Genomic DNA, 14,640 nt, shown 5'->3' with positions numbered 1-14,640 from the left:
AAGAAATTTAAGGGGTGCCGTAAAAAGCTGAGATTATACCCAATGAACCTGGAACGGGTAATGCCGTTTAGGGATTAATGAAAAAGATTTTATAGAAGTCTGCTTTTTCATTATTAAATCTTCATTGACAATTCTTTATCGCCCCTTTTATTCTAAAATAGATTTTTACCACAAAATTTTTTTAAGAATGAAAGGTTTACTTTTTTTAGGAGTCTTCGTCACTCCGTTTTATTTTTCGCAAACTACAGATTCTGCGAAAGTTACAAACATCAAAGCGGTAGAATTTACCCAAAGGTCGCCCGTGGCGAAATCCATTATCAACGTAGAAAAAGATCTTGCCGATAAGAATTTGGGTCAGGATTTGCCGATTCTGTTGAAAAACCAAATGTCCGTTGTTTCTACCTCCGATGCAGGAAATGGCGTGGGCTACACGGGATTCAGAATTCGGGGTTCCGCCGGGACAAGCATCAACGTGATGATGAATGGCGTCCCCTACAACGATTCGGAGTCGCAAGGTACCTTTTTCGTAGATGTGCCGGATCTTGCAAGCTCGGCTTCGCAGATCGTCATTCAGCGTGGGGTAGGGAGTTCGTCCAACGGGGTTTCGGCGTTTGGCGCAAGCGTGAATATCATTTCCAAAAACCCTTCCGAGACATTTTCTGTACGTACGGATGATTCCTACGGCTCCTTTGATACTTACAAATATTCGGCTGAAATCAATTCGGGGAAATTCTGGAAAAACCGATTATCCGCGATGGGAAGATACACCTATATCCACTCCGACGGCTATATCGACCGGGCTTTTTCCAAGTTGCACTCCTATCATTTTTCGACCTTGTTTCAGGAGAAAAACACGGAGATACGGCTTTTGGCCTTCGGGGGCAAGGAAAAAACCTATCAGGCCTGGAACGGCATCGATAAAGCGACTTGGGAGACGAATCCCACATTCAATTATTCCGGAGCAATCTACGACGAGAATTGGGAAAATATTATCGATTTTTATGATAATGAAACCGATAATTACCGGCAAAACCATTATCAACTTTTATGGAACCAGCGGTTTTCGGAACAATGGAAACTTGAAACCACGGCGCACTACACGAAAGGGAAAGGTTATTACGAAAATTATAGGCAAGGCGATCCGTTTGCAAAATATAATCTGCCCAACCCGATAATAAACGGCGCTGAAGAAGAATATTCAGACTTTATCCGAAAAAAATGGCTGAATAATGATTTTTATGGTGTGATCTCCACTTTGTACGGCAGCTTGGGATCTCTTGATCTTAATATCGGTGCTGTGACCAATCAATATTATGGGAGACATTACGGCAACGTAACCGGGGTTTTCTTGCCGGAAATTGATGAACACGAATATTACAGAAACCGATCGGTAAAAAATGAAGTGTCGGGTTTTGCAAAAGGCATTTATAAATTAGGACGATTTGAAATCTTCGGAGATCTGCAATTAAGAAATATTGATTATGACACCAAAATACTTTTGGAAGGCGATTCCGAAGGTGCAGATTTGGATAGAAAATGGACATTTTTCAATCCAAAAGCGGGCGTCAGTTATAATTTGGGTAAGGGTAAAATTTTTCTTTCTTATGCCAATGCGCATCGCGAACCCAACCGCGACGATCTTCTCTCGAATCCCAATACAAAGGCAGAAACGCTGCACGATTTCGAAGCCGGATTTGAAAGACAGTTTGGAAAAATTGCTTTTACCGCAAACGCCTATTATATGTATTATGAAAATCAGCTGGTCTTGAACGGGCAAATCAATAATGTAGGAGAATTCATCCGAACCAACAGCGGGCAAAGCTATAGAATGGGGATAGAAGTGGGATTAGTGGCCAAGATATCCAACACGTTGCAATTATCCGGCAATGCAACTTTGAGCTCAAATAAAAACAAAGAATTCATCGCAGAAACGGAGGAAGGTCTTGTAAACTACGGAAAAACAGATATTTCTTTTTCGCCAAGTGTGATGGCCAACGGAAATATCACTTATTCGCCGCTCAAAAATTTGAACCTTGGCATTACAGCACAATATGTGGGCAAACAATTTCTGGATAATTCCGGAAGCACTGTCAATCAGTTGGATGATTATCTGGTTCCGGATTTCACCGCTTCGTACAAACTGCCATTCGTGAAAAATGAAGTTATCCTAAGATTTTTATTAAATAATTTCACCGATACGAAGTATGTCAACAATGGTTTTAGTGGACCTTATTACTTCGCTCAGGCAGGAATTAACTTCCTTTTTGGCCTTTCGATCCGCGTAAAATAAATTTTTTCTCATTGATTATCAATATATTAAAGTAAATCATTAGAAATATTTTATAATTTTATTTGATGGTTTGAAATTAATTTTAAATTTACGATAAGTTATTATGCCTATGTGAGGTGCATTTATGACTTAAATAATAAAGACCTTAAAAATTTACAATTATGAGAAAATTTTATTTTCTGGGACTTGCTTTATTAGCGAGTGTCAGTGCTTTCGGGCAACTTACCTACACCGTCAACAATGGTGTTTTCAAATTGACTTACGGGAAAACCGGCGATTGGAGTTTCTACAATCCTCAAAGTGCTCCCACGTTCTATGTACACGTCTGGTCCTCGCAGACAGACGGCGATAACAACAGCGGCAACTACGATGACAATTGGGGTAATTCTAACACAACCATGAATTGGGATGCAACAGAAAATGCTTATGTCGGCACGATCGATCTGAACACAAAACTTTTCACCAATTCTAACAACATTATGCCCCAAGGAACGATTGTGCAACGGATTGGTATTGTGTTCAAAAATCAACAGAATGGGGCTACTGCACAATCTGGAGACCAAGATTTGGAAGGTCCGACCACGCTTTCAACTTTGGGCGTCTCCGACGTCAATGCCAAAACGAAATCTCAAGTGGCTGCAGGCAAATTATTTACCTCCGTTAAAGGAAGTATAGACCTTACGGTGTACGATTTTGGAGGCAAAGTCATTAAAACAATTAAGGTGAATGCCAATGGCACTCCGATCGATCTTAACATGTCTCAAAAGGGATTATTCTTACTTCAGATTTCTGGAAATAATGTTTCAGAAGTGGTAAAATTTACCAATTAGACCTTAATTTTTCATATCAAATTCAAAAGCTTGCCGTAAATAGCAGGCTTTTATATTTTCTGAAAGCCCGAAAAATATGTAGTTTTGTGGCAAATGAATTTTGAGTATCACATCTATCACTATCTTTTGAAGCATGGCCGGACAGAGGTTCCGGATTTTGGCGTTTTTGAGATTTCCAAAGAGCCTGCTAAAATAGATGCCGAAAACGCTGTGATTATGCCACCCAAGGAACTCATCACATTTCGATATCAGCCGTCTGTTTTTGATAACCATTTGGCAAAATATATCGCAGAAGAGACAGATACCAACCTTTTCACCATTCAGATGGAGCTGAAAGATGAGGTTGCGAAGTGGATTAAACAGTTGCACGCCGAGAAAATTCTTTATCTGCAGAATCTTGGTCTCTTTTTATGGGACGAACAGAACAGCATTGTGAAGACAAATGATTCCGATGATGCATTCGGGTTAGAGGCCATCAAACTTCAAAATCTAAATAAAACTTATCCGGTTAAGAAAAGTTCTGAATCCGAAGATTATGCTTTGAACAAGGCGGTTATTTGGACTTTTCTGTTACTCCTTATTTTAGGCACAGTCTCACTTTTCCTCTTTGGCGATCGGGAATTGATATTTGGGAAATCGTCTCAAATTCCTTCAAAAAAAATCGTCTCAAAAACCGAAGTTCGAGAAGCCTGGTCAGCCCCAAAACAAACTCCAATCAAAGACAGTACAAAAACGATAAAAAATGCTAAAGTCCAAAAAATCAAGTGATAGCCTTACCGTAATGACCAACATTGTCTTACCCAATGAGACCAATTCGTTAAAAAATCTGTTTGGTGGCGAGCTGCTGTCCAAGATGGATCGTGCCGCATCCATCTCCGCCGCAAGACATAGCGAAACGAAGGTGGTTACCGCGTCTGTGAATCACGTTTCCTTCGACCTCCCGATTCCCGAAGGCGGAATTGTGGTTTTGGAATCCAAAGTTTCCCGTGCCTTCTCCACATCGATGGAGATCTATGTTGATGTTTGGCTGGATGATCCCATTAAGCAAAAAAAAGTACACACCAACTCGGGCATTTACACTTTTGTAGCAATAGACGACGACGGAAAGCCTGCGAAAGTGCCGGAAATTATCCCCGAAACTGAGTTGGAAATCGAGCGATTTGCAGGAGCCAAGCGAAGAAAAGAACTGTCATTAATCCTTTCGGGGAGGATGAAACCAACCGATTCTGAGGAGCTTAAAAAATTATTCTTAGGCGAGTAATTATAAATATAAGCGGGCTTTTTAGCTCGTTTTTCTTATCTAACTTCTAATTTCTAAAGTCTAATTAATGAAAATCCTTCAACTCGATCAAAACCATCCGCTGATTTCGGAACAATTGACTGCCAAAGGTTTTGTGGTAGAAGAAGATTATTCTTCGGACTATGACGAGATCTTGGAGAAAGTTGCTGATTATCAAGGAATTATTATCAGAAGTAGAATCCCATTGGATCAAAATTTCCTGACTAAAGCTTCTCACCTCAAATTCATTGCAAGAGTAGGCGCCGGAATGGAAAATATTGATGTCGAAACCGCAACAAAATTGGGCATCAAACTGATCAATTCGCCCGAGGGAAACCGAGATTCTGTTGCAGAGCACGTTGTTGGGATGTTATTGATTTTGATGAACAGATTATTCATTGCTTCCAATGAAGTGAAAAATGGAATCTGGAAACGGGAAGAAAATCGTGGTGACGAATTACTGGGCAAAACTTTCGGGATTATCGGTTACGGGAATATGGGAAAGGCCGTTGCAAAAAGGCTTTCGGGCTTTGGCGTTGAGGTTATTTTCTACGATATTCTGCCCGATCTTTCAGATGAATTGGCAACGCAGGTTTCACTGAAAGAACTTCAAAGAAGATCAGATGTTTTGAGTCTTCATATTCCTTTGACTTCCGAAACACATTATTTGATTGATGAATATTTTATTTCCAAAATAAATAAGAATTTTTATTTCATTAATACGGCGAGAGGGAAAAATGTGAAGACAAAAGCGTTGGTAGAAGCCATCAAATCTGGAAAAATTTTGGGTGCTTGCCTGGATGTTTTGGAATATGAAAAGTCATCATTTGAAAACCTCGATACTTCGACTTCGCTCAGCACAGGAGAAAATCAGGATTTGCAATTTCTTTTGGATTCTGAAAAAGTGATTGTTACACCGCATATTGCTGGTTGGACGTACCAGAGTAAGACCAAGTTGGCGCAAGTGATCGTTGACAAAATATTAACCGATTTTTAAGTTTATTTTTAACAAATCTTAAGACAATTCCGCTCGGTCAAAATTTCATTTTATGTTAACTTGCGTGCCTCAACGAAGTTTGGAATCCTAATGAATTTTAGAAAAATTATAGTTCCCGTTTTTACCGTGTTAGCCGTTTTCGCCTGCAAAAAAGAAAAAGAATCTGCAGCATCGTACACCTCCAAACTTCCCAACTACGGCAACGTAGATCTGAACAAAGTTTTTGAGGCAAAGGATTTGACCCTGCCCAATCAAACTTCCATTTTGCCACAGATTAATAATTATTATCAAAAAGTATGGGTAGAAGGAGATCTCAGCGGTGGTCTGCTCGTTGCCAAAGGAAATAGAATTATCTTCGAAAAATACCGCGGATTTGGCAGAGAAAACGGTGGAATGCCAATCGATGCGAAGACACCACTTCACGTGGCATCCGTCAGCAAAACAATGACGGCAATGGCAGTTTTAAAATTGGTGGAAGCCGGAAAACTGAAACTCGAAGATAACGTCACTAAATTTTTCCCAGAATTTCCTTATCCTGAAATTACCGTTTTTAGTTTGTTATCACAAAGAAGCGGACTTCCAAAATACGAGCATTTTGATCAAAGCATAAAGCCGGCTCCGGAAGAATTGAAGAAGGAATTTCTCAGCAACCAAGATGTTGTGGATATGCTCATCAAGTACAAGCCGGATCTGGCAAGACCGTCCAACACTGGATTTATGTACTGCAATACCAATTTTGCACTTCTCGCTTTGATCGTAGAAAAAGTGACGGCAACGCCATTCCCCGAGGCAATGCAGGAAATCCTTTTCAAACCTTTGAAGATGGCTCATACTTTCATTTTCCAAAAGAAAGATATCCCCACTGCTTCACAATCATTTTTTAGCGGTTATAGACTTTATCCGTTGGATAATCTCGATTTGATCTACGGCGACAAAAACGTTTACACCACGCCAAGAGATTTGCTTAATTTTTCGGTCGCATTATATTCCAAAGATTTCCTGAAACCGCAACTGAAAGCTAAGATTTTCGAACCTTACAGCAATGAGAAGCAAGGGATCAACAATTATGGTTTGGGATTTAGGATGAAGAATTTCGACAATGGCGAAAAACTCACTTATCACAACGGCTGGTGGCACGGCACCAATTCGGTTTTTGCACATCTTTTGAAATCCAAGGTTACGATCATTGCTATTGGAAACAAATATTCGGGGAAAGTATATTCTGCTTTGGCGCTATCGGGATTGTTTGAAGATTTCCCGTTCGAGATGGAAAAATTCAACAGCACGATGAACCTAAATGTTGCTGCTGAAACAGATTCTGCAAATATTAATTCTGGAGATTAATCAACGAAGGCACAAAGAAAAATCCATTGAAGTTAAATGTCGAAGACACTATTTTTTGGTTTTTAAAAACTGTTTTTGGTAATCTTATCGTGCGACTTTAGATAGAGCGGGAGCGCCGCCGAGCCGTACCATTTATAAAGTTCTGCGGCAAAAATTCCGGATTTTACAGAAGGATCTGTCAGCACCAAACTTTCTGCTTCTGCTTTAGTTTTCGCGTCCAGAATGAAGATGCCGTTGTAATGATTTTCATTTTCTTCAAACATTGGACCCGCGACGATCAGTTTTCCATCTTTAGCCAATTTTCGGATGTTGTCCATATGCCCTCTCATCAATTCAGATTTTTTGCTCTTGTCGGTCATCTCGGTTTTCCCTTTTTTGAGAATTACGAGGTAATAGACTTTCATTCCGTACTGGTCCGCACCGAGAGAATCTGCAAGTTTATGGTCAAAATTTTTATTCTGAGCGTTCGCAGAAGAGGAAAATATGATTAAAGAAAGTATTGTGAAAAGTGATTTCATATCAGTTAAGTTTTTATCAAAGTTAAATATTAAAATGATAGGCTATATTTTCTCATCAATTATCTTCTGAATCTGAAATATTGCGATAATTCGTGCTTTTGACCTTTCAAAAACTGAGAAGCCATTTCCATCCCAATCACCGAAAAGGTAATCCCATTGCCACCAAATCCCAAGACAAAATAAGCACTCGGAAAATCGGGATGCGCGCCGATGTAGGGCAAGCCGTCGTCGGTCTCTCCAAAAGTTCCGGCCCAAACAAAATCGGTTCGGAAATCATTTTTTGGTAAATATTTATCTAATTTCTTGACGAGTTTTTGCTCCTTTTCCTGAAGCAAAGAATCCCGTTTTTCAGCATTCACGAACTCTTCATCTTCACCACCAATCAGGATTCTGTTATCATCGGTTGTCCGCATATAGATGTAAGGTTTGGCTGTATTCCAGACCAAAAGATCATTCAGTTCTTTGTGATTTTTTTCATTTTGTTCGCCCACGATGGCGTACGTGGAAAGGAGTTTTACAAAATTGTCTTTGATGATTTCTGTACTTTCGAAACCGTTACAGAATATCACTTTTTTTGCTTTTATTTTGTTTCCAAATTCTGTGGTTGCTATGACGCCATTTTTTTTATAATCGAATTTGATAACATCGGTTTTGTCGAAAATCTGCAAACTTTTTTTATAATTGTAATGAAGAATATCGTGCGCCAGACAAAATGCGTCGATGCTTCCGCCTTGTTCCGATAGAATGCCGCCAAAGGTATTTTCGATTTTAAATGTCTTGCCAATTTCGTCTGCTGAAAGCCATTTTACAGGAAACTTCGCTGCGTTTCTGGCTTCAAATTCCTTTTTCAAATCCGGAACATCTTTTTTGAAAGCCGCAAAATAAAGTGATTCCTTTTTCTTGAAACCGCATTCGGACTTTATCTGTTTTGAAATCTTTCCTAAAGTATCAATAGAATCGTAACACGCCCAATACGCTTTTTCCGCGCCTTCTTTCCCGATCATTTCTGAGAGTCGGAAAAGCGGAACATCAATTTCGTACTGCAGCATTGATGTTGTGGCGCTCGTACTTCCGTTCCCGATTTCTCTCCGATCCACCAAAACAGTTTTAAAACCATCTTTGATCATTTGATGCGCCAGAAGAGAACCCGTGATTCCGCCACCGATGATGAGGATTTCGGTTTGGATGTCTGCTCTAAGGGAAGGATAAGAATGTTTAAAGCCGTCTTTGACGAGCCAGAACGGTTCGGGAGATTTGAGTTTCATAAATTGTCTTGTACTTGAATACAAATCAAAAATGAAACCAGATCAAATTAAGGAAAACCGTTGGAACTTTGATGTTAAAACTCAATAATGAGGTCTATGATGTCCTCATAATCTTTTGGTTCTGAATGATATAGTTTAAATTCTTCTTGGTTTTTAAAAAGTTCTGTTACAAATTTCCGATTCAATTTTGTTGGTTTATGTGAGATGATACTTCCATAAGAACTCCAAGGATAATCCCAAATTTGTTGCGTAAAACTATGTTTTACCGGATTGAAATGAATATAATGGATGAGCTTTTTAAAATAATCTATAGAATGAACTTCTTTTCTTTCAAAGTTTTTTTCAAATAAACTTCCCGTTCTGTTGTACCGTTTGTTAATTGCTTTTGCATAAGAATTGAAAAAATGTCCAAATTGCAAATGGATATCTATTTTTTTAGGAAATTCGGTGGCGGTATATTCTAGTTTGTCGAGATTTATCTCTTCGAAAGGTTTCACATAAACCAAAATATGAAAATGATTTTTTAATAAGACCCAAGCAATTGTATCACAAAAAGGGGAAAGGTATTGGTCATACCTATTCAGGAAAAAGGTGTAATTTTTGATGTCAAAAAAAATATCCTGACCATTATTTCCTCTGTTGTAAATGTGATAATATTTACCCGCTTCAAGAAGAGGTTTGTTGTTCATTTTTCAATTATTTTTTTATTAAACCTTCAAGGTTTCAAAAACCTTGAAGGTTTGAATTTTCGACCGTTTGCTGTGTGTTTCGTTTAATTAAACCTTCAAGGTTTCAAAAACCTTGAAGGTTTGAAATCGTTTGCTGTGTGTTTTGTTTTCAATTAAACCTTCAAGGTTTCAAAAACCTTGAAGGTTTGAATTTTCGACCGTTTGCTATCAAGGTTTCAAAACCTTGAAGGTTTGAATATACCCTACATGTTCCTTCTATACTTCCCACCCACTTCGAACAAAGCATTGGTGATCTGCCCAAGCGAACAGTATTTCACGGCATCCATCATCACATTGAACAGATTCTGCTGATTGATGGCAGCGTGTTGCAAGGTTTTCAGAGCGGCTTCAGATTTGTCTTCATTAGCTTCTTGGAAGTTGTGAAGCGTTTTGATTTGAACCTGCTTTTCTTCCTCAGTCGAACGGATCACTTCTCCCGGACGAACCGTGGGCGACCCATCTTTTCCCAGGAAAGTATTCACGCCGATGATCGGATATTCTCCGGTGTGCTTCAACCACTCGTAATGCATCGATTCTTCCTGAATTTTTGAACGTTGATACATCGTTTCCATCGCACCCAAAACGCCACCTCTTTCTGTGATTCTGTCGAATTCTGCGTAAACCGCTTCTTCCACCAAATCCGTCAATTCCTCAATAATAAATGAACCTTGAAGCGGATTTTCATTTTTCGCTAAACCCAATTCTTTATTGATAATTAATTGGATTGCCATCGCTCTTCGTACGGATTGCTCAGTCGGCGTCGTAATCGCTTCGTCATAAGCATTCGTGTGGAGTGAATTACAATTGTCATAGATGGCATAAAGCGCCTGAAGCGTTGTCCGGATATCATTAAAATCAATTTCCTGAGCGTGAAGCGAGCGGCCGGAAGTTTGAATGTGGTATTTCAGCATCTGGCTTCTTTCGTCTGCGCCATATTTGAATTTCATAGCTTTGGCCCAGATTTTCCTCGCCACGCGGCCGATTACCGAATATTCGGGGTCGATTCCGTTGGAAAAGAAAAATGATAAATTGGGGGCAAAATCGTTGATGTCCATTCCTCTGGACAGATAATATTCAACGTAAGTGAAACCATTTGCGAGCGTAAAAGCCAACTGAGAAACCGGATTGGCACCCGCTTCCGCAATGTGATAACCGGAAATCGAAACCGAGTAGAAGTTTCGGACTTTTTCTTGGATAAAATATTCCTGAACGTCGCCCATCAATCTCAAGGCAAATTCTGTGGAAAAAATACAAGTATTCTGAGCCTGATCTTCTTTTAAAATATCCGCCTGAACGGTACCTCGAACGGTCGCGATGGTTTTATCTTTAATTTTTGCGTACGCTTCCGCCGGAATGACTTCGTCTCCGGTCAGTCCCAATAATTTTAAACCCAAGCCGTTGTTCGTCGGCGGTAATTCGCCGTTATATTTTGGTCTTTCCAAACCTTTGTCATCGAATTTCGCTTTTAAAGCTTTCTCAACATTCGCTTCAAGCTTGTGTTCAGCAATATATTTTTCAACATTTTGGTCGATGGCCACATTCATAAAAAAAGCCAGCAGCATTGGCGCAGGTCCGTTGATGGTCATCGAAACCGACGTCATTGGATTCACCAAATCAAATCCGGAATACAGTTTTTTGGCATCATCCAAAGTGGCGATAGAAACTCCCGCATTCCCGATTTTACCATAAATATCGGGTGGCAGAGCGGGATCTTGACCGTATAAAGTGACAGAATCAAAAGCTGTCGAAAGCCGTTTTGCCTCCATTTCCGCAGAAACATAGTGGAATCTTCTGTTGGTTCTTTCCGGGCCGCCTTCCCCAGCAAACATTCGCGTTGGGTCTTCTCCGGTTCTTTTGAACGGATAAATTCCGGCGGTGTAAGGAAATCCGCCCGGAAGATTTTCCTGACCCTTCCACTTAATCAAATCGCCCCAATCGGTATATTTTGGTAAAGCGATTTTCGGGATTTTTAAATGAGATAAAGATTCCGTTGAGGTTTCGACTTTGATTTCTTTTCCACGAACGAAATAAGAATAAAATTCTTTATGGAAAGCCTGTTTCGTATCATCCCAAGTTTTCAGGAAGTCGATATTGTCTTGATGAAGTTCTTTTTCAGCCTTTTGATATTCGGCATCCAACGTTTCACTGGAAAGGAATTTTTTCACTCCTTCTATGTGATACATTTTTCTGGCTAACTCAGCCTGTTTTTCAACATTGGCGTCGTATTGTTTGTTGTTTTCAACAATTTCAGAAAGGTAACGAACTCTTTTTGGAGGAATGATGGTTACTTCTTCGGTAATTTCCTGTTCCACAAAAGCTCGCAAATTTAAATCAGAATATTTCTCATTAACTTTCTCAACTAATCGATTGTATAACTCAGTGGTACCGTGGTCATTGAACTGAGAAGCTTTTGTTGCATAAACGGGCATATCGTCCAACGGACTTTCCCACAACAGGTGGTTTCGTTGGAACTGTTTTTTCACGGCCTGAAGCGCATCCAGAGCGCCGCGCTTGTCGGATTTATTTAATGCAACCAAATCTGCATAGTCCAGCATATCGATTTTTTCCAACTGAGTCGATGCGCCGTATTCTGGCGTCATCACGTACATAGAAATATCCGCAAAATCCGAAACTTCCGAGCCGGATTGTCCGATTCCAGAAGTTTCCAAAATGATAATATCAGGGTCAGCCAATTTCAACACATTTAATGCTGAATGAATAAAAGGCGAAACCGAAACGTTGTTTTCTCGCGTCGCCATTGAGCGCATATAAACTCGTGGATCGTTGATGGCGTTCATACGGATTCTGTCTCCCAAAAGCGCCCCTCCGGTTTTCTTTTTCGAAGGATCGATAGAGATAATGGCCATTTTTTTATCGGGATTGGATCGCAAGAATCGTCTTACCAATTCATCGATCAAAGAAGATTTTCCGGCACCGCCAGTTCCCGTGATCCCGACAATTGGAATATTGGAATTTTTTGATTTTTCGTCGATTGCTTTTACTAAATCCGGTTTTTCTTCGGAGAAGTTTTCTACTGCAGAAATGATTTTGGCAATGCTTGAAGGATTTTCAAAACTGATGGTATCCAAATCCGCTACGGCAACTTCCTTGCCCGTGGGGAAATCAGATTTTTTCACCAAATCGTTGATCATCCCTTGCAATCCGAGCTCGCGCCCATCGTCCGGAGAATAGATTCTATCGATTCCGTAACGCATCAGATCGTCGATTTCTTCCGGAAGAATGACGCCGCCGCCGCCTCCGAAAATCCTTATTTGCGGCGCGTTTTTCTCTCTCAGGAGATCATAGATGTATTTGAAATATTCGTTGTGTCCGCCTTGATAGGAAGTCAGTGCAATCGCGTTGGCATCTTCTTGGATGGCTGTGTTCACTACTTCTTCAGCAGATTTGTCGTGTCCCAGGTGGATGACTTCGCAACCTGTTGCTTGGATCACGCGGCGCATAATGTTGATGGCAGCATCGTGACCGTCGAATAATGCGGCTGCGGTTACGATTCTTACTTTGTTTTTTGGAGTATATGGTTGGGTTTCCATTTCTTATTATCGATTGTTTCCAAAGATAATATTTTTTGGGAAATGGAATCGGGTGAATTAAAAAAGGGAAAAAATACAATGCATAATTCAGATATCAGTCCACTGATTTTTACTGCTTTATAAATTTGAAACTTTTTACACCGGAGTCGGTTTTCAAAGATAATAAGTAAACTCCCGACGGCAATTTGGAAACGTTGATTTTTGCGCTGTTTTCAGTGAGCATCTGCTTACCGCTAAGATCGTAAATGACGATTTTTTCGATTTTGGTTTTTACATTTATAATATTAATGAACTCCTTTGTCGGGTTGGGGTAGATGCTGATTCCTTTTAGCTCGGGATTTTCTGATGTTGATAAAGCATCTGTCAAAGTAATCGGTTCGCGGAAAAGAGAGAGCTCCAACAAAATATTATTGCCCAGCACGCCATAAGAGTAGGCTTCTGCGGTGTAGGTGGCAAAATCCGGGTTTTCTACACTATTGAAGCTGAGGTGTTCTGCGCTGGTATTGAGTTTTTGATCCAAGTTTTTGAACCAACTAAAGCTGTAATCTCCCGAAAGCGACTGCTCCAGTTTTGCGGACTGACCAACGATGGCTAAAACAGTTTTGATGTCATCATAACGCTGTGGCGAATAATCGAAATCGGTCTGCTCGGCAAAGTCTGTGATATAATTTGACAAATCGGTTTTGGAAAATCGGTTGTTGCTCAGGTGCGTAATCGGAGGCAGCTGATCGGGCAATTCGCCTGAAAGTTGATTGCTATTCAAATTGACCATCAGTAGTTTTGGCATTCCTAATAATAGCGAAGGAAAATTTCCCTCAATCAAATTGTTGTGGAGAAACAGCTGCTGCAGATTGGGCAATGCTGCAACGACGGCGAGATTCCCGCTGATTTTATTTCGGCCGAGGTTCAGATTCTGCAAATTTTTAAGCTGAGCAATTTGCGCTGGAACCTCAGCAAGTTGATTGCTTTCCAAAGACAGCCACTCCAGATTGATGAGCGAAGCGAGCCCGGCGGCATTTTGCTCTGTCAAATGATTATTACTAAGGTCGAGACTCGTGAGTTGTGTCAGTTGCGAAACCTGCGTGGGGATTTGAGCAAGATTGGTTCCCGAGAGCGAAAGCGTTTTCAGTTTTGATAGACCCGCGAGATTTCCGTAGCCATTTGCCACGATTGGATTATTGTCCAAAATCAAGGTTTCGAGGTTGGGGAATGTCGCAATTTTTGCCGGAACGGTAGTCAAACCAAGATCTGCGATATTCAGAAATTTGAGATTGTTGAAATTCTGAAGCATTCCGTTGGCGTCTGCAATGGTGAACATATTACCACCCAAGCCAAGATCCTCGACATTGAAAAGCCCGCCCAGAGCAGCAGATGGATCGCCCGTCAATCTGTTGTTGCTGATATCGAGTTTGGTCAATAAGCTGAGGGAAGAAACGCCCATCGCCAATTCGCCCGTGAGCTGATTGTTGCTGAGGTCTAATTTTGTGAGTTTTGTGAGAGAAGTGATAGTTGCAGGGAAAACCCCACGCAAGGCGTTTCCGGAAAGGTTAAGTTCCGCAACCAAACCATTTTTTACAACGACGCCAAACCAATTGCGTGGATCTTCCTCCAAGTTCCAAGTCCTATTCCAATTTTCGCCGTCGGTTGCATCATAAATATTGATCAGCAAAGCACGGTCGGCATTGGAAATGCTCCATTGCGCATAGAAAAAATTGGAAATCAGTAAAAAAAATAGAATTTTTCGCAAGTTTGTGTAAAATTAAAGCGCAAATATAATGTATAAACAAATTAAATAATCTGTTTGTAAGAAAATTAATGATTATTTTCGCACGTGATGT

At 40.3% G+C, this 14,640-nt stretch carries 11 protein-coding genes and 1 riboswitch; of the genes, 6 read left to right on the top strand and 5 right to left on the bottom strand.

Features of this window, described 5'->3' with window-relative positions; all coding sequences use genetic code 11:
- Window positions 1–91: riboswitch (TPP riboswitch) on the top strand.
- Between the two features lie 96 nt (window positions 92–187).
- The 6 genes from DTW91_RS03865 to DTW91_RS03840 all read left to right on the top strand — a co-directional run bounded on the left by DTW91_RS03865 (window position 188) and on the right by DTW91_RS03840 (window position 6,740).
- The gene (locus tag DTW91_RS03865; RefSeq protein ID WP_125202099.1) at window positions 188–2,290 is read left to right on the top strand and encodes a TonB-dependent receptor; all 2,103 of its coding nucleotides are present in this window, start codon (window positions 188–190) and stop codon (window positions 2,288–2,290) included.
- 161 nt (window positions 2,291–2,451) lie between these two features.
- The gene (locus tag DTW91_RS03860) at window positions 2,452–3,120 is read left to right on the top strand and encodes a T9SS type A sorting domain-containing protein (RefSeq protein WP_125202098.1); all 669 of its coding nucleotides are present in this window, start codon (window positions 2,452–2,454) and stop codon (window positions 3,118–3,120) included.
- 93 nt (window positions 3,121–3,213) lie between these two features.
- Window positions 3,214–3,888 carry a hypothetical protein gene (locus tag DTW91_RS03855; RefSeq protein ID WP_125202097.1) on the top strand — a complete coding sequence of 225 codons (675 nt, stop codon included), beginning with the start codon at window positions 3,214–3,216 and terminating at the stop codon, window positions 3,886–3,888.
- The gene (locus tag DTW91_RS03850) at window positions 3,863–4,381 is read left to right on the top strand and encodes an acyl-CoA thioesterase (protein WP_125202096.1); all 519 of its coding nucleotides are present in this window, start codon (window positions 3,863–3,865) and stop codon (window positions 4,379–4,381) included. Before DTW91_RS03855 ends, DTW91_RS03850 begins: the two co-directional genes overlap by 26 nt.
- 67 nt (window positions 4,382–4,448) lie before the next feature.
- On the top strand, window positions 4,449–5,396 hold the full coding sequence (locus tag DTW91_RS03845; protein WP_125202095.1) for a 2-hydroxyacid dehydrogenase: 948 nt from the start codon (window positions 4,449–4,451) through the stop codon (window positions 5,394–5,396).
- A 90-nt stretch (window positions 5,397–5,486) separates the two neighbouring features.
- Window positions 5,487–6,740 (top strand): serine hydrolase domain-containing protein, encoded by a 1,254-nt coding sequence (locus DTW91_RS03840; protein WP_125202094.1) that lies wholly within the window; start codon window positions 5,487–5,489, stop codon window positions 6,738–6,740.
- 62 nt (window positions 6,741–6,802) lie between these two features.
- Here DTW91_RS03840 and DTW91_RS03835 read toward each other — a convergent pair whose 3' ends face one another.
- The 5 genes from DTW91_RS03835 to DTW91_RS03815 form a co-directional block, all read right to left on the bottom strand.
- On the bottom strand, window positions 6,803–7,258 hold the full coding sequence (locus DTW91_RS03835) for a YciI family protein (RefSeq protein ID WP_125202093.1): 456 nt from the start codon (window positions 7,256–7,258) through the stop codon (window positions 6,803–6,805).
- A 59-nt stretch (window positions 7,259–7,317) separates the two neighbouring features.
- Window positions 7,318–8,523: an NAD(P)/FAD-dependent oxidoreductase gene (locus DTW91_RS03830; RefSeq protein ID WP_125202092.1), complete on the bottom strand. Its 1,206-nt coding sequence runs from the start codon at window positions 8,521–8,523 to the stop codon at window positions 7,318–7,320.
- Window positions 8,524–8,597: 74 nt separating this feature from the next.
- Window positions 8,598–9,212 carry a hypothetical protein gene (locus DTW91_RS03825; protein WP_185144733.1) on the bottom strand — a complete coding sequence of 205 codons (615 nt, stop codon included), beginning with the start codon at window positions 9,210–9,212 and terminating at the stop codon, window positions 8,598–8,600.
- 242 nt (window positions 9,213–9,454) lie between these two features.
- Entirely contained in the window at window positions 9,455–12,802 is a 3,348-nt protein-coding gene (locus DTW91_RS03820) for a methylmalonyl-CoA mutase family protein (protein WP_125202091.1), read from the bottom strand.
- Window positions 12,803–12,911: 109 nt separating this feature from the next.
- Window positions 12,912–14,549: a T9SS type A sorting domain-containing protein gene (locus DTW91_RS03815; RefSeq protein WP_125202090.1), complete on the bottom strand. Its 1,638-nt coding sequence runs from the start codon at window positions 14,547–14,549 to the stop codon at window positions 12,912–12,914.
- Window positions 14,550–14,640 lie beyond the last annotated feature (91 nt).

The organism is Chryseobacterium sp. SC28 (genome assembly GCF_003932955.1).
Classification (GTDB): Bacteria; Bacteroidota; Bacteroidia; order Flavobacteriales; family Weeksellaceae; genus Epilithonimonas.
This window is presented reverse-complemented; position numbering and strand designations above follow the sequence as displayed.